The organism is Arthrobacter rhamnosi (genome assembly GCF_054510855.1).
Window position 1 is genome coordinate 89355 of the sequence record NZ_JBTNDT010000001.1, and the last position, 19545, is coordinate 108899.

The window sequence follows — 19545 nt, forward strand, 5'->3', positions numbered from 1 at the left end:
ACAGCAGACGGCGCAACATCAGACGGCGCAACATCAGACGGCGGAGACATGGACGCCTCCGGGAGCTGTACCCCTTCGTCCCCCGCGGTTGGCCATCGGTGCTTTCCCATGGGGCAACGCTAGGACCGGCGCACTGCGGACCCGCGGACGGCTGGTGCTATGTGGACATCCGGCTGGAATCGCCGCCAGCAGCCTCCAGGACGAGCTTCAGGACGCCTCCCAGGAGCGGTCAGGGCCGGTCGGACGTCCCGGGCTGGTCCGCGGTGACGGTCACGGCGACGACGCCGAGGCCCGCGTGCGCAGCGAGGACCGAGGGGCAGGGAGCCAGGGACACCCGTCCCGTCCCTGCCACCGCCTCGAGACGCTCGGCCAGGCCGCGTGCCTCGTCCTCGTTGCCGAAGTGGTGCACGGTCAGCAGGACGCCGCCCGGCCGGGTCGCGGCGTCGGCTTCGACCAGTTCCTGGAGCCGCGCCATCGCCCGCGGCGCCGACCGCATGCGTTCGAGGGGTACCAGCCGCCCGGCCTGCACATGGAGGATCACCCGGACGGACAGGAGCGTGCCCAACCAGCCCGCGGCCGCGGTGACCCTGCCGCCGCGCCGCAGCTGCTCGACGCTCGGCACGTAGAAGTAGAGCGCGGAGGCACGCGCCGCCATGGCCGCGGCGGCCGCAGCTGCCTGCAGGTCAGCGCCCGTCCGGGCGGCAGCGACGGCGGCGAGGGCGGCCCGGCCCTGGGCCATACCCGCCGTCCTCGTGTCGATCACCTCGACCGGGATCGTCGCCCGTGACGCCGCCAGCCGTGCTGCTTCGACCGTCCCGGACAGCAGGCCCGACAGGTGGACGGACACGACGCCGTCGTAGCCTTCCTCGGCGAGTCGTCCGTACACCCTGTCGAACTGGCCCGGCGACGGACGGGACGTGCGCACGTCCGACCCGGCGGCGAGGGCCACCATCAGCGGTTCCGTGACGTCGTCGTGCTCACCCGTGAGGATGTCGGAGCCCACGAGGACCGGCATCGCGACCACCCGCACCTCCGCGGCCGAACCCCCGGGTGCCAGCCAGTCGGGCGGGAAGCCCGCGGCCGAATCGGTGACGACGGCTACCCGCACCGTGTCCCCGTGCGCGGGCACCGCCGGTCCCGGCTCCATCAGGCCGGGACGATGTTGACCAGTTTGGGCGCGCGCACGATGACCGTACGGATCCCCCGGCCGTCCAGGACGCGCTGCACCTGCTCGCTGGCGAGGGCGAGCTCGCGCAGGTCGTGCTCGGCGATGTCCGGGGACACCGTCAGCCGGTCCCGCACCTTGCCCTGGACCTGGACGACGGCCACGACGCTCTCCTGCGTCAGCAGTCCGGCATCCACCACCGGCCAGCCCGCCGTCGCCACGGTGGCCTCGTGCCCGAGGCGGTTCCACAGGTCCTCCGCCGTGTAGGGCGCGAAGAGGCTGAGCATGATGGCGACCGCCTCGGCCGCTTCACGCACCGCGGGGTCAGCGCCGCCCGCACCCGAATCGATCGCCTTCCTCGTCGCATTGACGAGTTCCATGAGCTTCGCGATGACGACGTTGAACTTGTTGGCCTCCATCAGCTCCGAGGCCTCGGCCACGGTCCGGTGCGTCACCGAGCGCAGTGCCCGGTCACCCGCCGACGGGTCGGCTCCGACTTCGCTGGTGACGTCGCCACCGAGGCGCCAGGCGCGCGCCAGGAACTTCGCCGAGCCCGACGGCGAGACGTCCGCCCAGTCGACGTCGTCCTCGGGCGGAGACGCGAACACCATGGTGAGGCGCACGGCATCGACGCCGAAGCGGTCGAGCTGCTCGCCGAGGTCCACGCCGTTGCCGAGGGACTTGCTCATGGCCTTGCCGCCGTTGAGCACCTGGCCCTGGTTGAGCAGCGCGCTGAAGGGCTCGGTGAAGCCGACCATGCCGAGGTCGAACAGCACCTTGGTGAAGAACCTGCTGTACAGCAGGTGCAGGATGGCGTGCTCGACGCCGCCCACGTACTGGCCGACGGGCAGCCAGCGGTTCACGGCCTCGGTGTCGAACGGCGCGGTGTCCAGCTGCGGGTCGACGAAGCGCAGGTAGTACCAGGACGAGTCCACGAACGTGTCCATGGTGTCGGTGTCGCGGAGTGCGGCGCCGCCGCAGTCCGGGCACGCCACATTGACCCATTCCTCGACGGCGGCCAGCGGCGACGTCCCCTTGGGAGCGAGGGCCTCGCCGCGCAGGCCCTCGGGCAGCGTGACGGGCAGCTGGTCGTCCGGGACGGCGACCTCACCGCACGAGGGGCAGTGGATGATCGGGATGGGCGTGCCCCAGAAACGCTGCCGCGAGAGCAGCCAGTCCCTCAGGCGGTAGTTGATCGTGTGCTCGCCCGTCCCCTGCTCCTCGATCAGCTCGATCGCGCGCCGGATGGCCTCGGCCTTGTCCAGGCCGGTCAGCTCGCCGGAATTGACCAGGGTCCCCTCGCCCGTCGTCGCGATCCCGGTCTCGGCGGCATCCGCCGCTCCGGTGTCGACGACGGTGCGGACGGGCAGGTCGAAGGCCCGTGCGAAGTCGAGGTCGCGCTGGTCGTGCGCGGGGACCGCCATGATCGCCCCGGTGCCGTAGTCGGCCAGGACGTAGTCGGCGGCCCAGACGGGCAGCTTCTCGCCGTTGAGCGGGTTGACGGCGTAGCGGCCGGTGAAGATCCCGGTCTTCTCACGCTCCGTCGCCTGGCGTTCGATCTCCGACAGTCCCTTGACATGCTCCCGGTACTGCTCGAGGTCCGCCCTCCGGTCCGGCGTGACGAGGTCCAGCGCGAGGTCGGCGTCCGCGGCCACGACGAAGAACGTCGCCCCGTACAGGGTGTCCGGCCGGGTCGTGAAGACGGTGACGTCGCTCGCCGGCAGGTCGCCGTCGGCCTCGATCCGGAACCGCACGTGCGCGCCCTCGGAACGGCCGATCCAGTTGCGCTGCATGGCGAGCACGCGCTCGGGCCAGTGGCCCTTCAGCTGCTCCATGTCGTCCAGCAGGCGGTCCGCGTAGTCGGTGATCTTGAAGTACCACTGGTTCAGGTTCTTCTTGGTGACCATCGTCCCGCAGCGGTCGCAGGCGCCGTTGATGACCTGCTCGTTCGCCAGGACGGTCTGGTCCTTGGGGCACCAGTTCACCGGCGAGTTGCGGCGGTAGGCCAGCCCCTTCTGGAAGAACCGCACGAAGAGCCACTGTGTCCAGCGGTAGTACTCCGGGTCGGAGGTGTGCAGCCGGCGGCTCCAGTCGGCGCTGATCGCGTAGCGCCGGAACGAGTTCGCCTGGGTCTCGATGTTCGCGTAGGTCCACTCTGCGGGATGGGCGTTGCGCTTGATGGCCGCGTTCTCGGCGGGGAGCCCGAAGGAGTCCCAGCCGATCGGGTGCAGGACGTCGTAGCCCTTCTGTCGGTAGAAACGCGCCGCGACGTCGCCCATGGCGAACGCCTCGGCGTGGCCCATGTGCAGGTCGCCGGAGGGGTAGGGGAACATGTCGAGCACGTAGCGGCGCTCGCGCTCGCCGTCGTCGGCCGGTGCGAACGCCTGGAGCCGGTCCCAGACCGCGGGCCACTTCGCCTCGATGGCGGAGAAATCGTAGGTGTTCTCGTCCGGCTGAGCGCCCTCGGGGTTGATGCTCACTGTATGTTGACCTGTCCTGTCGGTGGAACGTCGTCCTGCTCGATGCTTCTTCTCTGCTGCGCTGCCGCGGACCCGCGCCCCGGTGCCTCGGGGTGTCCTGCGCCGGACACACAAAAGCCCCTCACACAGGGAGGGGCCGCCGCACGGTGAGTACCGTGCGGCTAGGTAAGCAGGAGGGCGCGGAGCATGCGTTCACTTTAGCAGTGCCCGCAGCCCGACGACGGATACCGGGATGCAGGGGTGCACCTGCCGGGTCATGTCCGGCCCGCCCTGCGGCGGACCGGACATGACCCGGTGATGGGAGATGAGTGCTAGCGCACGTCCTCGTCGACCCAGTCGAAGGTCTTCGTGACCGCCTTCTTCCAGAGGCGCAGCTGGCGCTCCCGCTCGGCCTCGTCCATGGACGGGTTCCAGCGCTTGTCCTCGGCCCAGTTGGTGGCGAGCTCGTCGGTGTTCTTCCAGAAGCCGACGGCGAGGCCCGCAGCGTAGGCAGCGCCGAGCGCGGTGGTCTCGGTGACCTTCGGTCGGATGACGGGGATGCCGAGGATGTCGGCCTGGAACTGCATCAGGGCGTCATTGGCGACCATGCCGCCGTCGACTCGAAGGTCCTCCATGTTCACCCCGGAATCGGCATTCGCCGCGTCCAGCACCTCACGCGTCTGGAAAGCCGTGGCCTCCAGCGCCGCACGGGCGATGTGGCCCTTGTTGACGAAGCGGGTGAGCCCGACGATCGCTCCGCGGGCGTCCGAACGCCAATACGGTGCGAAGAGGCCGGAGAACGCAGGGACGATGTAGACGCCACCGTTGTCATCGACCGTCTTGGCGAGCTGCTCGACCTCCGGGGCGCTCTTGATGATGCCCAGGTTGTCGCGGAGCCACTGCACGAGCGAACCCGTGACCGCGATGGAACCCTCGAGCGCGTAGACCGGCTTCGCGTCACCGAGCCGGTAGCAGACCGTCGTGAGCAGGCCGTTCTTGGAGTGGACGATCTCCTCGCCGGTGTTCACGATCATGAAGTTGCCGGTGCCGTACGTGTTCTTCGCACCGCCCTTGTCGAAGGCGGCCTGGCCGAAGGTCGCCGCCTGCTGGTCACCGAGGATGCCGGCCACCGGCGTCTCGCGCAGGAGCTGCGAGGTGTGCACGGTGCCGTAGACCTCCGACGAGGACTTGATCTCGGGCATCATCGACACGGGCACGCCGAAGTCGGCGAGGATCGACTCGTCCCACGCCAGCGTCTCGAGATCCATGAACAGCGTGCGCGAGGCGTTGGTGACGTCGGTGATGTGCACACCGCCGTCGGTGCCGCCCGTGAGGTTCCAGGTGACCCAGGAGTCCGTGTTGCCGAACAGGAGGTCGCCGGCCTCCGCCTTCTCGCGTGCCCCGTCGACGTTGTCGAGGATCCACTTGATCTTGGTGCCGGAGAAGTAGGTGGCCAGCGGCAGGCCGACCTTCTGCTTGTACCGTTCGACGCCGCCGTGCCGTGCCAGCTCGTCCACGATGTTCTGCGTCCGCGTGTCCTGCCAGACGATCGCGTTGTAGACGGCCTTGCCGGTGGTCCTGTCCCAGACGACGGCGGTCTCGCGCTGGTTGGTGATGCCGACTGCGGCGATGTCGTGGCGTGTGAGGTTCGCTTTGGAGAGTGCGGTGCCGATGACCTCGCGGGTGTTGTCCCAGATCTCGGCGGGGTCGTGCTCCACCCAGCCGGCTTGCGGGAAGATCTGCTCGTGTTCCTTCTGGCCGGAGGACACGATGTCCCCCTTGTGGTCGAACACGATGGCCCTGCTGGAGGTGGTGCCCTGATCGATGGCTATGACGTACTGCTGCGACATGTCTTGCTCCTTCATTGGATGGACATCGTTGATCGGCGGCTGCGCACAGCCGCCGAACCGGAAGGGGGACCTACGCGGCCGCTACGGGGAACGTGACGAACTGGACGACGATGCCGGCGAGGACACCACCGATGATCGGTCCGACCACCGGGACCCAGGCGTAGCCCCAGTCGCTGCTGCCCTTGCCCCGGATGGGCAGGATGGCGTGGGCGATACGGGGACCGAGGTCGCGGTTCGGATTGATGGCGTAGCCGGTGGGGCCGCCGAGGGATGCACCGATACCGACGACCAGCAGGGCGACCGCGAGGGGGCCGAGGCCCGTTGCGGTGGGGCCGAGGGACAGGATGACGAAGACGAGCACGAACGTGCCGATGATCTCGGTGACGAGGTTCCAGCCGTAGGAACGGATGGCGGGACCCGTGGAGAAGACGCCGAGCTTGTTGGCGGGGTCCGGCTCCTCGTCGAAGTGCTGCTTGTAGGAGAGCCAGCACAGGACCGCACCGAGGATGGAACCGAGCATCTGCGCCGCGAGGTAGGCGATCGCATTGATGAAGTTCTTGTCGACGCCCGGAGCGAATTCGGCGGTGTCGCCGTTGACCCAGAGACCCATCGTGACCGCGAAGTTGAGGTGGGCTCCGGAGAGGGCTGCGACGTAGACGCCGGCGAAGACTGCGAGCCCCCATCCGAAGTTGACCATGAGGAAGCCGCCGTTATTGCCCTTGGTCCTGGCGAGCGCGACATTCGCGACGACGCCCGTACCGAGCAATAGCAGCAGCATCGTGCCGAAGGTTTCGGCAACAAATACTTCCAGAGACATCATTGACTCCTCTATCTATTCATTTATCGACGGGTGCCGCCGCCTCGACGGCACCCGTTGGTTCCCCCCGGCAACCACTGCCGTTGGCACTGCACCGCCGGAACAGCGGTTCGACCACGTCGCGGCAGGTGCCGCTACGCGGTCAAGCTCTTGACCTGCACCCGGTGGGCTTCGGCGAGGACCTTCTCGGCGAGCTCGATCTCCGCTGCGGATTCCGCAGCGGTCCAGCCCAGCAGCGGGGCCAGGGTCTCGGCAAGCTCAGCGAGCAGTTCCTCGGAGACCAGGCCCCGGAATGCAAGCGATGTACGGCGAATCAGGACATCGATCAGGTGGCCGACCTGCTCGTGCTCCACCATGTAGGCGAGTTCTCGCGTGCTCAGCTCCTGCGTGGAATTAAACATCCTGTCCGGGCTTTCGGCGAGGTATTCGAGAACATCCTTCGCACGGGTCCCGTAGCGGGTCAGCAGAACCTCCACGCGGGCCTCGTCGACGCCCGGCCGTACCGCCGCAGCGACCCAGGCGCGCCGCGACGCTTCGTCCGTCGGGAAGTCCCTGCCGCCGCCGATCGCGACACCCGCCGTCGAGGTCCTGCGCGCCGCACCGAGGGCCGCGAGCGTGTCGTCGGTGAGGTGCTCGGACAGGGCGCGGAAGGTGGTCCACTTGCCGCCGACCAGGCTCAGCGTGGTGACGGACCGGCCGCCCCGCTTCTCCTCGCGCTTCTCGATGCGGTAGTCGCGCGAGACGAAGCCGGGCTGCGTGTCGTCGTGGCGCGGCAGGGGCCTCACGCCGGAGAAGCTGTACACGATGTCGTCCTGCGACACCGGGATGTCGGGGAACACGTGCCCGATGAGTTCGAAGAAGTATGCGATCTCCTCGTCGGTGCAGACGGCCTGCGCTTCGACGTCGACGTCGATGTCGGTGGTGCCGACGAGGACGCGGTCCCCCATGGGGTAGATGAGGACGATCCGGCCGTCGAGATGCTCGAAGAAGATCTCCGTGCCGTTGCAGGCCGCGAGCAGTCGGGGGTTGTCCAGCACGATGTGGGAGCCCTTGGTGCCGCCCATGAAGAGGGTCTCAGCACCGAGTGCGGCGTTGGTGCTGTCGGTCCAGGCCCCGGTCGCGTTGACGACGACGTCGGCCTGGAACGGGAAGGTCTCCCCCGTGAGCTCGTCCCGCAGCACGACGCCCTCCTCGGTGGTGCCGATAGCGCTGACGTAGTTGGCGGCGCGGGCGGCGGGGTTGGCGACCTGGCCGTCGCGCAGCACGTCCAGCGTCAGGCGCTCCGGGTTGTGCACGGAGGCGTCGAAGTAGGTTGCCGCGTACTTGATGTCCTTGCGGAGCTCGGGCATGGCGGCGAGCGCCTTCTTGCGGCCGACGAAGGAGTGGCGGGGGACGTTGCCGCCGTCGCGCGAGAAGAAGTCGTACATCGTGAGGCCGGCCTTGATGAGGACGGCGCCGCGCTCCACCTGCTTGCCCTGGCGGTGCGTGAGGAAACGCATGGGGGCGGAGAGGATGCCCGAGAACGTCGTGTAGATGGGGATCGTGGTCTGCAGCGGCTTCACATAGTGCGGAGCGATCCGCAGGAGGGCGTTGCGCTCGATGACGGACTCGCGGACGAGGCGGAACTCGCCGTTCTCGAGGTAGCGGATCCCGCCGTGGATCATGTGCGACGAGGCACCCGAGGCACCCTGGCAGTAGTCGCCGCGCTCCACGAGGGCGACGTCGATCCCCTGCAGTGCGAGGTCGCGGAAGGTACCGACCCCGTTGATGCCGCCGCCGATGACGAGCACGGAGGCCCGGGGGGTGTCCCTGAGCTTCTGCACCACGGTGCGGATAGAAGTTGTGGTGCCTTCACCGGTGGTCCGGTCGGCTGGAATGCTCAAGGGACTGCTCCGTCGCTTCTGTGTGGCTCTTCTGTCTGGAATGGGTGCTGCGGTTCCATCCTTCAAGCAGTGGGAATAGCAGTCAATCGGATTGCACAAACGTGCAGAGGCGGCCAGACTAACGGGATGACGACGACGAACGGCACTCCCGCACGGGAGTCTGCCGGCGCGGACCGCACGGAGGGCAACCGCTCGCGGGACGCCCTGAGGGCCGCCCAGATGTACTACCTCCAGGACCTCACCATGGAGGCCATTGCGCGTGAGCTGCGCACCTCGCGCTCCACGGTCTCCCGTCTGCTCTCCATGGCGCGCGAGACCGGCCTCGTGCAGATCTCCCTGAACAATCCGTCCGAGCGTGCGCCGGCGCTGGAGCAGCAGATCAGCCGCCGGTTCGGCGTCGAGGCCCATGTGGTGCCGGTCGCGGACTCCGTCAGCGACTCCGAGGTGCTCGACCGCGTCGCCATCCAGGCGGCCCGCACTATCGGGCCCCTCGTGGATTCGAACGCCATCATCGGCGTCGCCTGGGGATCCACCCTGAGCGCCGTCAGCCACCACCTCACCCGCAAGCAGACCCACGACAGCACGATCGTGCAACTCAACGGAGCCGGTAACACGCAGACCACGGGGATCACCTACGCGAGCGAGATCCTGCGGCGCTTCGGGCAGGCCTACGGTGCACGCGTGGAACAGTTCCCCGTCCCCGCGTTCTTCGACCATGCGGCCACCAAGACGGCAATGTGGGAGGAGCGCAGCGTCCGCCGCATCCTCGACCTGCAGGGCCGGATGACCATGGCGATCTTCGGTGTCGGGTCGATCGGCGCCGGCATCCCGAGCCATGTCTACAGCGGTGGCTACCTGGACCGGGAGGACCTCGACACCCTGGAGAGCGAGGAGGTCGTGGGCGACGTCGCCACCATGTTCTTCCGGGCCGACGGCACCCACAGCGACATCCTGCTCAACAAGCGCAGCACCGGCCCGGACCTCGACGACCTGAAGCGGGTCCAGCGGCGCATCTGCGTCGTGTCGGGGGAATCGAAGATCCACGGCCTGCGCGGGGCGCTCGCCGCAGGACTGGCCACCGACCTCATCCTGGACGAGGGATCCGCCCGGCGCCTCGTCCACGCCTGAGCGGAGGAACTCCCGGAGCACCCACGGTTACACCGTAAGGACTCCCTTGCCGCGGACGGCGCCCGGCTCGAGGGAGTCCAGTGCCTCCGCAGCCGCCGCCAGCGGGAAGGTAGGGACTGGAGCTCATCCTCGACAGGTCGATCCCCGCTGACCGATGCGCAGGGCCTGTCGGACGCAGGCCCTGCCCGGACCGATCTCGGTAGAGTTCCCCCATGAGCTCCTCCGTCCCCCGCATCGCACTCGCCGACGGCACCTCGATCGACGTCGTCGGGTACGGCGTCTACAAGGTCCCGCCCGCGGACACCGCACACCTCTGCTCGACGGCGCTCGAGGCCGGGTACCGGCTCCTCGACACGGCGGCCCTCTACGGCAACGAAGCGGGCGTGGGCGAAGCCGCGCGGGCCTACCTCGAGACCGGCGACCGGGAGGACCTGTTCGTCACGTCGAAGGTCTGGAACGACGACCACGGCCATGACGCCACGCTGCGGGCGTTCGACGCATCGATGGACCTGCTGGGCCTCGACCGGCTCGACCTCTACCTCATCCACTGGCCGTGCCCCTCGAAGGACCTGTACGTCGAGACCTGGCGTGCCCTGGGGCGGCTCCAGGCGGAAGGACGTGTCCGGTCCATCGGGGTCTCCAACTTCCAGCGGCCGCACCTGGAGCGACTCCTGGCCGAGACCGGCGTCGTCCCCGTCCTCAACCAGGTGGAGCTGCACCCGTACCTGCAGCAGCACGACCTGCGCTCCTTCCACGAACGGCACGGCATCGCCACCCAGGCATGGAGTCCCCTCGGGCGCGGCAACGTGCTGCAGGACCCCGTCGTCGGACGCATCGCGGCCGAGCTCGGGCGGACGCCGGCGCAGGTGATCCTGCGGTGGCACCTGCAGCACGGCATCCTCACCATCCCGAAGGCGAGCTCCCGCGAGCGCATCGCTTCCAACCTCGACATCTTCGGGCTCGCCCTCGACGACGCGCACCTCGCGGCACTCGACGCTCTGGACCGGGACCAGCGGTTCGGCTCACACCCGGACCGGGTGGGCTGATGCGCTCCGCCGTCGTCCGCAGCATCCCCTGGGAGGGGACGCTGCAACGGGTCTGGGACTATCCCGCCGCCCATCCCGCCGGCGGTCCGAACGACGGCCCGAACGACCGTCCGCACGGCGCGACCATCGTCATGGTGCACGGGTTCCGGGGGGACCATCACGGGTTGCTGCGCCTGGTCGAGGAACTACCCGGGCACAGGGTCCTCCTGCCGGACCTGCCGGGATTCGGGCAGGGCCAGGAACTGAACGGCACGCACGATGTCGCCACTTACGCCCGTTTCATCCGGGACATCACCCGGAGGCTGGTCCCGGAACCGCGGGTCCTGCTCGGGCATTCCTTCGGGTCGATCGTCGCCGCCGAGGCCGCCGCCCTGGACCCGGACCTCGCCGGGATCCTGGTCCTCGTCAATCCCATCAGTGCTCCCGCCCTCGAGGGACCCAGCCGGGCTGCATCCCGGCTGGCGGAGGGCTACTACGTCGCCGCGGACCGCCTGCCGGACACCGCCGGACGGGCGCTCCTGGCGAATCCCGTGATCGTGCGGGGCATGAGCATCTTTCTGGCCAAGACGAAGGACAGGAACCTGCGGCGCTGGATCCATGGGCAGCACGACGCCTACTTCAGCTCGTTCGCCGGCCGGCGCGTCGTACTGGAGGCGTTCCGGGCGTCCATCTCGGGCACCGTCCGGGACCGTGCGCGGGAGCTGACGATGCCGGTCCTGCTTCTTGCCGCGGAGAACGACGACATCGGGTCGGTCGCCAGCCAACGGGAGCTGGCTGCCCTCATCCCGCACGCGACCCTGGAGGTCATCCCCGGCGTCGGCCACCTCGTCCACTACGAGAAGCCGCGCGAGGCAGCGCTGCTACTGGAGAAGTTCCTGGAGAACTGCCTGAAGGACGCACCCGCATGAGGATCCTGTTCGACGCGCGCTTCACGCGCACCGACCACCACGACGGCATCAGCCGTTACGGAGCCAGCCTCATCGCTGCCCTCGCCGAGACGGACGACGTCGTGATGCTGATCAGCGACCCACGGCAGCTCGCCCTCCTCCCGGACGTGCCGCACGTGCGGGTCACCAGCCCCCTCTCCCCCGCGGAACTGTTCGTCGCCCGGCGCATCAACCCCCTCGAGCCCGACGTCGTCGTGTGCCCCATGCAGACCATGGGGTCCTGGGGCCGCAGGTATCCGCTCATCCTCACCCTGCACGACCTCATCTACTACCAGAACCCGGCGCCGCCGTCGTTCCTCCCGCTCCCCGTGCGCCTGCTCTGGCGGCTCTACCACCTCGCCTACTGGCCCCAGCGCCTCCTCCTCGACCGCGCGGACGTCGTGGCCACCATCTCCGGCACGACGGCGGACCTCATCCGGCGGCACCGGCTGACGCGCCGACCGGTCATGCTCGTGGGCAATGCGCCGCAGCCGACGGAGCGCCGTCGCGATCCGCACGCGTCACGGTCGGCGTCGCTGCTCTACATGGGCTCCTTCATGCCCTACAAGAACGTGGAGACACTCGTCCGCGCCATGGCCGCCCTGCCCGGGCACACGCTCCACCTCCTGAGCCGCATCACCCCGGAACGCCGCCGGGAGCTCGAGTCCCTCGCTCCCGGAGCGGACCGCGTGGTCTTCCACGGCGGCGTGACCGACGCCGAGTACGAGGACCTGCTGCACGACTCGACCGCGCTCGTCACCCTGTCGAAGGCGGAAGGGTACGGCCTGCCGATCATCGAGGCGATGGCGACGGGCACCCCGGTGGTCGCGAGCGACATCCCCATCTTCCGCGAGGTCGGCGGTGCCGCGGCGCTGTACGTCGACCCGGACGACCCGTCGGCGGTGGCCGCCGCAGTACGGACCCTGGCGGAGCCGGACCGGTGGGCCGAGGCGTCCCGGGCCGGTCTCGAACGGGCGGCGCAGTACTCCTGGTCGGCCTCCGCGGAGCAGCTCCGGGTCGCGTGCCGACGGGCCGTCGCCGAGCATGCACGACGGCGGGCCTGACATGGCCGATCTCCAGTGTCCGGCCACGGCGATCCTGCTCGACGCCGCCGCCGCTCCGCCCCCGTGGCTGGTGCGCCTGCAGGTCGCGGGCCGGTTCGAGGCGCGCGGTCCCGGCGCCATCGTCGCCCTCGTGGAGGAGACGGCAGACCTGTACCGCGGCGAGGCCTTCGTGGTGACCGCACCTCCGGCGGACATCGCCCGGGCGCTGCGGACGCAGGGCATCGCAGGGACCGCGCCGATCATGGTCGAGATCGATTCCGGTGGATGGCGGACCGTGCCCGCTCCCTGACGGCGCCGTCCCTGCCGCGCTCTGTACAGCCGCACGGCACCGGCGTACCGTCCATGACCATGGAACTGTCACTGCCGCAGCGTGTCGCGCACTCCGTGGGAGAGGATGCCCTGTCGGAACGGGTCGCGGTCGCCCAGGAGGTCCTGTACGGGCCCCTGCTGAGGTGGGCAGGGCACAGCCCGTTCCATACCGGCGTCCTCGGCCACTCGGTGCATCCGCTGCTCACCGACGTGACGCTCGGATGCTGGTTGAGTGCGTCCATCCTCGATGTAGCCGGCGAGGTCGGCGGACGCTCCAGCGCCACGCTCCTGGTCGGCGCAGGGCTGGCGGCGTCGGTACCGACGGCGATCTCCGGTGCCGGTGACTGGGCGGGGATGGAGGGTGCCGAGCGTCGGATCGGCGCGGTGCACGCCCTGGGCACCGACATCGCCATCTTCCTCCTCCTCGGCTCCCTCATCGCCCGGATCCGGGACCGTCATGCCCTGGGCATGGGGCTCGGTCTGGCGGGTAACGCGGTGGTGGCCGGCGCGGGATTCCTGGGAGGCCATCTGGCGCTCAATCGCGGGACCGCGCGCCGAACGACTGACGCCGCCGCAGGCCCGGACGCCGAAGCGGGGACGGACACGAACGGCTGACCCAGACGGCTGATCGCAACGTCTGATCCAGGGACTGGCACGGCCGACGCAGGCACGGACGCCGGCTGAGGCAGGCAGCGGAAAGGTTGCCGTAATCCCAGTGCGGGCGGCCGGCGTGAGCGCGTCGAGCTGTCGGTTAGAGCACGTCGAGCGCATCGAGCCGGATGTGGACCGGATCTCCCGTCCGTTTCGCGGACAGGGTGGCGCGGCGGGCCCGCAGCTGCCGTGTCATGGCCGCTGCTGCCCGATAGGGGAAGAACAGGAGGACGCGGTGGCTTCCCTGCCCGGCGAGTGCGTCCGGAGCCGCACCGCCCGTCCGCCCGGCGTCCTTCGGGTCCGCCGCTGCACGGGCCGCCCGTACCGCCTCCCGGCGGATGTCCGGCGGGACGGGTGCGGGCCCGACGACGCGGGCGCCCCCGGTCTCGACTCCTTCGAGGAAGTACGTCAGGGCCTCGCGGGTCCCCGTCAGCACGGCATACCGGACGGCGGGAGGCAGGCCGAGGTCCTGCCGCTCGAGAAGTTCCCTCGCCGCCGCGCCGGCGGGATCCCAGCGCACGAGGTGGCCCACCGCGACGTCGTCGTCGCCCGTGATGACCACGGTGCCGCCTGCCGCGGAGGGGCGGGCCAGGATGGCCGCCGAGAACCAGCGCCGCAGGGCATCTTCCCCGGCGCGCAGGGACTCGCGGCTGAGCAGGGCGTTCCCGTCGAGCAGGATGACCGCGGCGTAGCCGCCGGGTGCCACGGGCTCGGCGCCGGGTGTCGCGACGACGACGGCGGGCACGTCCCGGACGGTGTCGACGATGTGCTCGCCCGCGGAGGACACGACCGGCACGCCGGGGAAGGCCCGCCCCAGTTCCTCGGCGGTCCGGGTGGCACCCGCGACGGTTGCGCGGACACGGGTCCCGCCGCATTCGGGACAGGACCAGGAGGTCTCGGGCCGCCCGCACCACCGGCAGGCCGGCGGAGCGTTCCGGCTCGGCTGCGCCAGTGGCCCGGCGCAGGAGGAGCACCGCGCAGCGTGACGGCACCGGTCACAGGCGAGGGACGGGGAGAATCCGGTGCGGGCCACCTGCAGCAGGACGGGCCCGTGCTTCAGCCCGGCCTGCGCCGCCGCCCAGGCCGCGTGGGGTATCCGGGCCTGCGCGGCCAGCGGGTCGCGTTCCATCTGGTACGCGTCGGCAGCGTGGACGACCCGCGGTGTCGCCCGGCGCACCTCGGCACGATCGGCCTGGACGGCGTGCGCCCAGCCGGTGTCGACAAGCCGCTGCGCCTCCGTGCTGCGGGAGAAGGAGGAGAGCAGGACGGCTGCACCCTCCTGCTCGGCCCGCACGAGCAGCACGTCGCGGACGTGCTGGTACGGTGCGCGCTGCTCGAGATGCTGGTCGTCGCCGTCGTCCCACAGGCACACCAGTCCCAAGTTCCGGACGGGCGCGTAGGCGGCCGAACGGGTCCCCACAGCGACCGTTGCCGACCCGTGCAGGATCCGCAGGAAGCTGCGGTACCGGGGCGTCGCCCCGTCCTCCCCCGTGAGGCGGGCCACGGCGGACGACCCGAGACGGGCCACGAGCGCGCTCTCGATGCGTGCGAGGTCGCGCTGGTCGGGGACGACGACGATGGAGCCGCGGCCCGAGGCTGCCGTCTCGGCGACGGCCTCAGCGATCTCCTCCGTCCACGCCGTGCTGCCGAAGCCGCCGAGGCTCGTGAGGACCGCGCGCGGTGATTCCCCCGCTCGCAGGTGCTGCAGGTAGGCCGGCCCGTTGGAGTAGCGCCGGAAGATCCCGGGGGCCGGTTGTGCCGACCCGGCTGCGCCCGGATCACCTGCCGGATCACCTGCCGGAGCAGTTCCAGGAGGGAACTCGTCCTCCACACGGGCCATGCGCGGCGGGACAGCCAGCCGCAGGACGTCGCTCACCGTTCCGACCGACCGCGCCGCGACGGCTTCCGCGAGGGCCAGGACCTCGGGCGTCAGGACCCGCTGGGGGGACACGACCTTGCCCAGGGGCAGGAGCGTGGCCGTGGTGCTGGCCTCGTCCACCCGTTCGGCGAGGAACCCCGTGTGCTCGCGTCCGGCGAACCGGACCTTCACCCTCACCCCGGGCTGCGCCTCGGCGTCCATGGCGGCGGGTACCGCGTAATCGAAAAACCGGTCGAGATGGGGCAGCTGCGCGTCGAGGACCACCCGGGCCACGGGACGCGTCGAGGCACGTTCGGGATCGGTCTGGGGCAGCTTCGCGGGCCCGAAGCCGTGCAGCAGCGACAGCTGGCCGTCCGTCCCGATCGTGTCCCGCTCCGTCTCCGTCATGATGCTGAAGCGTCCGGCAGCCTGCGCCGCGCGCTGTCCCCTTCCCGCTCAGGCGTTGAAGTAGCTCCGGAGCTTGTCCACGCGGTCGGTGCGCTCCCAGGTGAAGCCCTCCTCCTCACGGCCGAAGTGGCCGTGGGCGGCGGTGCGCTGGTAGATGGGCTTCTTCAGGTCGAGAGCCGTGATGATGCCGAGGGGGCGGAGGTCGAAGACCTCGCGGATGGCGGTTCCGATGGCGAGCGGGTCGACCGTCTCGGTCCCGAAGGTCTCGACATAGATGCCGACCGGCTGGGCCATGCCGATGGCGTAGGCGATCTGGATCTCGGCGCGGCGCGCAAGACCGGCCGCGACGACGTTCTTCGCGACCCAGCGCATGGCATAGGCCGCCGAACGGTCCACCTTCGAGGGGTCCTTACCGCTGAAGGCCCCACCGCCGTGCCGGGCCATGCCTCCGTACGTGTCCACGATGATCTTGCGGCCCGTCAGTCCGGCATCCCCCACGGGGCCGCCGATCACGAACGCACCGCCCGGGTTGAGGATGTGCCGGACGGAGGACGTGTCGAGCTCGGAGTCCGCGAGGACCGGCGCGATGACGTGGTCGGCCAGGTCGGCCCTGAGCTGCTCGAGGGACACGTCGGAGGAGTGCTGCGACGAGATGACGACGGAGTCGATCGAAACCGGCCGGTCGCCGTCGTACCCGATGGTGACCTGGGTCTTGCCGTCGGGCCGGAGGTACGGAAGGGTGCCGTCCTTGCGGACAGCGGTGAGCCGCTCGGAGAGGCGGTGGGACAGCCAGATGGGCGCCGGCATCATCACCGCGGTCTCGTCGCTCGCGTAGCCGAACATGATCCCCTGGTCGCCGGCGCCCTGGGCGTCGAAGGGATCGACGCCGGTGCCCTCGCGGGTCTCCAGGGAGGTGAAGACGCCCGAGGCGATCTCCGCGGACTGCTGGCCGATGGACACCGACACGCCGCACCGCGCGCCGTCGAAACCGTTCGCCGAGGAGTCGTAGCCGATGCCGAGGATCGTCTTGCGGACGATGTCCGGGATCTCGACGTACGCCTCCGTGGTCACCTCACCCGCGACATGCACCAGTCCGGTGGTGACGAGCGTCTCGACCGCCACGCGGGAGTCGGGGTCCTGCTCTAGGAGGCCGTCGAGGATCGCGTCGCTGATCTGGTCGCAGATTTTGTCCGGATGGCCCTCGGTGACCGACTCCGAGGTGAAAAGGCGCAGGGGGGAACTAGTGCTGGGTGAATTCACGTGCCCACTCTACTTGGTCGGAGGGACAGTCAGCCCCGGATACTACGCGGCCCGACGGTCTCCGCGGCTGCCGGACGGAGGCCGGTCGATACGCCCGGCGGGGACGCCGGGTGGACGCCGGCCGGCCACTGGCAGCGGGCCGGTCGGTACGCCCGGCGGACCTGCCTCAGCGGGCCAGGAGCTGCGCGGCGTGGTCGAGCACTGCGTCCGCGACGACCCGCTTCGATCCGCGCACCGCAGCCGACTCAATGCCGTCGGCGTCGAGGATGGTGATCTCGTTCGAGTCCGCGCCGAAGACCCGGTCGGAACCGACGACGTTCAGCACGAGGAAGTCACAGCCCTTCCGCGCGAGCTTGGCTCGGGCATGCGTGAGCGGGTCGGCCGTGGCATCCCCGGTCTCGGCGGCGAATCCCGCGATGACGGGCGGCCTCCCGTGATCCTGCCGGGCCAGCACGGCCTCACGGAGGACGTCGGGATTGCGGACGAGCGTAATCACCGGATCGGTCCCGTCGTCGTTCTTCTTGATCTTGGTGGTGACGACCTCGGCGGGACGGAAGTCGGCGACCGCAGCGGCCATCACGAGGATGTCGGTGGCCGGGAGCGCCGCGAGGACGGCCTCGCGCAGCTGGAGGGCTGACTCGACCCGGACGACGTCGCAGCCGCGGGGCGGTGCCACATCCGCATGCGCGAGGACCAGGGTCACCTGGGCTCCCCGGGCGAGGGCCGCCTCGGCGAGGGCCATGCCCTGCTTGCCGGACGACCGGTTGCCGAGGAAGCGCACCGGGTCGAGGGCCTCGCGCGTGCCTCCTGCGGAGATGGTGACGCGCTTGCCCTGCAGGGCCCCGGATCCCGAGGACCGCGCGACGGCAACCATCGCCGCTTCGAAGATGTCGGCCGGTTCCGGCAGCCGGCCAGGACCGGAGTCCGCGCCGGTGAGGCGCCCGGACGCGGGCTCCATGACCGTGACGCCCCGGGAGCGGAGGGTCTCGACATTCGCCCTCGTGGCGGCGTGCTGCCACATCTCGGTGTGCATGGCAGGCGCCAGGAAGACGGGACCGTGCGCCATGAGGAGGGTACCGGTCAGCAGGTCGTTGGCGAGCCCGGCGGCAGCGCGGGCCAGGACGTCGGCGGTGGCGGGGGCGACGACGATGAGGTCGGCCTCGTGCCCGAGCCGCACGTGGTTCACCTTGTCGACGTCGTCCCAGACGCTGTTGCTCACCGGGTTGCCCGAGAGCGCCTCCCAGGTGGCGGTGCCGACGAAGCGGGTTGCCGCGTCCGTGGGGATGACGGTGACGTCATGCCCCGCCTCCGTGAAAAGACGGAGGAGGGATGCTGCCTTGTAGGCTGCGATCCCTCCTCCGACACCGAGTACTATGCGCACCGGTTGTCCGTGTCCTGCCCGACCGGGGGGACTACTCGGACTGTTCCATCGGCGTGGACACGAGCATGCCCTCGTTGATCTCGCGCAGCGCGATGGAGAGCGGCTTCTCGTTCAGCTTCGTGTCGACCAGGGGGCCGACGTACTCGAAGAGCCCCTCGTGCAGCTGGGAGTAGTACGCGTTGATCTGGCGGGCGCGCTTGGCACCGTAGATCACGAGGGCGTACTTCGAGTCCGAGGCCTCCAGCAGAGAGTCGATCGGCGGGTTGATGATGCCTTCGGGCTGAGTTGACACAAATTCTCCAAATATTAGGCGGAACGGCCGGTGCAGGGCTTCTCAGCGCTGCAGCGGACGCAGTCCCATCAGTGATACGAGCTCGTCTGCCGCATGCTCCACGGTGTCGTTGACGACGGTGTGGTTGAATTCCGGCTCGGCGGCAAGTTCCAGTTTAGCTGTTTCCAGCCGCTGCTGCTGTTCCTCCGGTGTTTCGGTGCCGCGGCCCACGAGCCGGCGCACCATCTCGTCCCAGCTCGGCGGCGCGAGGAAGACGAAATTCGCCTCCGGCATGCTCTCCTTGACCTGGCGCGCGCCCTGCAGATCGATCTCGAGCAGCACGGTGCGGCCCTCGTCCATCGCGGCCTGCACGGTGCTGCGCAGCGTGCCGTAGCGGTTGCGGCCATGGACTACGGCCCACTCCAGCAGCTCCCCGTCCTCGATGAGCTGGTCGAACTCCTCCGAGGAGACGAAGAAGTAGTGCACGCCATGGACCTCACCCGGGCGGGGAGGGCGGGTGGTCGCGGAGACGGAGAGCCACACCTCCGGGTAGTTGTCCCGGATGTAGGTCGAGACAGTTCCCTTGCCGACCGCGGTCGGACCGGCGAGAACAGTCAACCGGGGCTGGATCACTGACGCTTCCTTACTTACTGGCCGAGCCAGAATGGTGTCCGAGGTACTCGACGAGTAACCTGCGCTGATGGATGCCGAGTCCGCGGACGCGGCGCGTCGCGGCGATACCGACCTCTGCCATGATGGCAGCCGCCCGTACGTCCCCCACGCCGGGCAGGGCCTTGAGGAGATCCAGGACCTTGAGGCGGCCCACGGCGTCGTCGCCGTCGGGATTCTCGATCACTTCCGCCACCGAAAGCTTACCGGTCTTCAGCCGGGACTTGATGTCCGCCCGAACCGCGCGCGCTGCCGTCGCCTTCTCCCGCGCCCGTGTTCGTTCGACATCCGTCAATGGCTTCAGACTCACTGGTGCTCCCTGCGCTTGGCGGCACCCGATGGGGTGGATGGGTCGGGTCCCGAACCGAACCTACCCGGCGCACGCCTCCGAAATCAATGC

General features: G+C 69.7%; 17 protein-coding genes. 6 read left to right on the plus strand and 11 right to left on the minus strand.

All coding sequences use genetic code 11. The features are described 5' to 3' along the window. Positions 1 to 229: 229 nt before the first annotated feature. The 5 genes from ACX80I_RS00475 to ACX80I_RS00495 form a co-directional block, all read right to left on the minus strand. Positions 230 to 1147 (minus strand): DegV family protein, encoded by a 918-nt coding sequence (locus ACX80I_RS00475; RefSeq protein ID WP_459343244.1) that lies wholly within the window; start codon positions 1145 to 1147, stop codon positions 230 to 232. Continuing rightward, positions 1147 to 3645 carry a leucine--tRNA ligase gene (leuS, locus tag ACX80I_RS00480; protein ID WP_459343245.1) on the minus strand — a complete coding sequence of 833 codons (2499 nt, stop codon included), beginning with the start codon at positions 3643 to 3645 and terminating at the stop codon, positions 1147 to 1149. The genes ACX80I_RS00475 and leuS overlap by 1 nt, the downstream gene beginning before the upstream one ends. A gap of 311 nt (positions 3646 to 3956) precedes the next feature. Beyond that, positions 3957 to 5474: a glycerol kinase GlpK gene (gene glpK / locus ACX80I_RS00485; RefSeq protein WP_459343246.1), complete on the minus strand. Its 1518-nt coding sequence runs from the start codon at positions 5472 to 5474 to the stop codon at positions 3957 to 3959. Between the two features lie 70 nt (positions 5475 to 5544). Beyond that, the gene (locus ACX80I_RS00490; RefSeq protein ID WP_459343247.1) at positions 5545 to 6291 is read right to left on the minus strand and encodes an MIP/aquaporin family protein; all 747 of its coding nucleotides are present in this window, start codon (positions 6289 to 6291) and stop codon (positions 5545 to 5547) included. Between the two features lie 134 nt (positions 6292 to 6425). Continuing rightward, positions 6426 to 8168 carry a glycerol-3-phosphate dehydrogenase/oxidase gene (locus ACX80I_RS00495; protein ID WP_459343891.1) on the minus strand — a complete coding sequence of 581 codons (1743 nt, stop codon included), beginning with the start codon at positions 8166 to 8168 and terminating at the stop codon, positions 6426 to 6428. 132 nt (positions 8169 to 8300) lie between these two features. Between ACX80I_RS00495 and ACX80I_RS00500 the strand changes: the two genes are divergently transcribed. The 6 genes from ACX80I_RS00500 to ACX80I_RS00525 all read left to right on the plus strand — a co-directional run bounded on the left by ACX80I_RS00500 (position 8301) and on the right by ACX80I_RS00525 (position 13262). Further along, complete coding sequence (locus tag ACX80I_RS00500; protein WP_459343248.1) at positions 8301 to 9302, plus strand: sugar-binding transcriptional regulator; 1002 nt, start codon at positions 8301 to 8303, stop codon at positions 9300 to 9302. Positions 9303 to 9514: 212 nt separating this feature from the next. Beyond that, positions 9515 to 10348, plus strand: coding sequence for an aldo/keto reductase (locus ACX80I_RS00505; RefSeq protein WP_459343249.1), 834 nt, complete (start codon positions 9515 to 9517; stop codon positions 10346 to 10348). Beyond that, positions 10348 to 11256, plus strand: coding sequence for an alpha/beta fold hydrolase (locus ACX80I_RS00510; protein ID WP_459343250.1), 909 nt, complete (start codon positions 10348 to 10350; stop codon positions 11254 to 11256). Before ACX80I_RS00505 ends, ACX80I_RS00510 begins: the two co-directional genes overlap by 1 nt. Further along, positions 11253 to 12338 carry a glycosyltransferase family 4 protein gene (locus tag ACX80I_RS00515; RefSeq protein WP_459343251.1) on the plus strand — a complete coding sequence of 362 codons (1086 nt, stop codon included), beginning with the start codon at positions 11253 to 11255 and terminating at the stop codon, positions 12336 to 12338. Before ACX80I_RS00510 ends, ACX80I_RS00515 begins: the two co-directional genes overlap by 4 nt. A 1-nt stretch (position 12339) precedes the next feature. Further along, positions 12340 to 12627, plus strand: a complete 288-nt coding sequence (locus tag ACX80I_RS00520; RefSeq protein ID WP_459343252.1) for a hypothetical protein — start codon at positions 12340 to 12342, stop codon at positions 12625 to 12627. A 59-nt stretch (positions 12628 to 12686) separates the two neighbouring features. Then, positions 12687 to 13262, plus strand: coding sequence for a DUF2231 domain-containing protein (locus tag ACX80I_RS00525; RefSeq protein WP_459343253.1), 576 nt, complete (start codon positions 12687 to 12689; stop codon positions 13260 to 13262). A 136-nt stretch (positions 13263 to 13398) separates the two neighbouring features. On the opposite strand, the gene ACX80I_RS00530 is transcribed toward ACX80I_RS00525, so the two are convergent. The 6 genes from ACX80I_RS00530 to mihF form a co-directional block, all read right to left on the minus strand. Further along, a complete protein-coding gene (locus tag ACX80I_RS00530) occupies positions 13399 to 15564 on the minus strand; it encodes a primosomal protein N' (protein WP_459343254.1) in 2166 nt (721 codons plus the stop codon). A 48-nt stretch (positions 15565 to 15612) separates the two neighbouring features. Beyond that, a complete protein-coding gene (gene metK / locus ACX80I_RS00535; RefSeq protein WP_459343255.1) occupies positions 15613 to 16824 on the minus strand; it encodes a methionine adenosyltransferase in 1212 nt (403 codons plus the stop codon). 166 nt (positions 16825 to 16990) lie between these two features. Continuing rightward, positions 16991 to 18205: a bifunctional phosphopantothenoylcysteine decarboxylase/phosphopantothenate--cysteine ligase CoaBC gene (coaBC, locus tag ACX80I_RS00540; RefSeq protein WP_459343256.1), complete on the minus strand. Its 1215-nt coding sequence runs from the start codon at positions 18203 to 18205 to the stop codon at positions 16991 to 16993. Between the two features lie 31 nt (positions 18206 to 18236). Continuing rightward, positions 18237 to 18497 carry a DNA-directed RNA polymerase subunit omega gene (gene rpoZ, locus ACX80I_RS00545; protein WP_087025955.1) on the minus strand — a complete coding sequence of 87 codons (261 nt, stop codon included), beginning with the start codon at positions 18495 to 18497 and terminating at the stop codon, positions 18237 to 18239. Between the two features lie 42 nt (positions 18498 to 18539). After that, a complete protein-coding gene (gene gmk / locus ACX80I_RS00550) occupies positions 18540 to 19109 on the minus strand; it encodes a guanylate kinase (protein WP_459343257.1) in 570 nt (189 codons plus the stop codon). Positions 19110 to 19119: 10 nt separating this feature from the next. Next, entirely contained in the window at positions 19120 to 19455 is a 336-nt protein-coding gene (gene mihF / locus ACX80I_RS00555; RefSeq protein WP_301227389.1) for an integration host factor, actinobacterial type, read from the minus strand. Between the last annotated feature and the right edge of the window lie 90 nt (positions 19456 to 19545).

Excerpts from the sequence above, each read along its gene's own strand:
- ACX80I_RS00530 (WP_459343254.1), bottom strand. The coding sequence starts at position 15,564 with ATGACGGAGACGGAGCGGGACACGATCGGGACGGACGGCCAGCTGTCG.
- ACX80I_RS00520 (WP_459343252.1), top strand. The coding sequence starts at position 12,340 with ATGGCCGATCTCCAGTGTCCGGCCACGGCGATCCTGCTCGACGCCGCC.
- ACX80I_RS00505 (WP_459343249.1), top strand. The coding sequence starts at position 9,515 with ATGAGCTCCTCCGTCCCCCGCATCGCACTCGCCGACGGCACCTCGATC.
- ACX80I_RS00500 (WP_459343248.1), top strand. The coding sequence starts at position 8,301 with ATGACGACGACGAACGGCACTCCCGCACGGGAGTCTGCCGGCGCGGAC.
- ACX80I_RS00525 (WP_459343253.1), top strand. The coding sequence starts at position 12,687 with ATGGAACTGTCACTGCCGCAGCGTGTCGCGCACTCCGTGGGAGAGGAT.
- ACX80I_RS00510 (WP_459343250.1), top strand. The coding sequence starts at position 10,348 with ATGCGCTCCGCCGTCGTCCGCAGCATCCCCTGGGAGGGGACGCTGCAA.
- ACX80I_RS00475 (WP_459343244.1), bottom strand. The coding sequence starts at position 1,147 with ATGGAGCCGGGACCGGCGGTGCCCGCGCACGGGGACACGGTGCGGGTA.
- glpK (WP_459343246.1), bottom strand. The coding sequence starts at position 5,474 with ATGTCGCAGCAGTACGTCATAGCCATCGATCAGGGCACCACCTCCAGC.
- ACX80I_RS00515 (WP_459343251.1), top strand. The coding sequence starts at position 11,253 with ATGAGGATCCTGTTCGACGCGCGCTTCACGCGCACCGACCACCACGAC.
- ACX80I_RS00490 (WP_459343247.1), bottom strand. The coding sequence starts at position 6,291 with ATGTCTCTGGAAGTATTTGTTGCCGAAACCTTCGGCACGATGCTGCTG.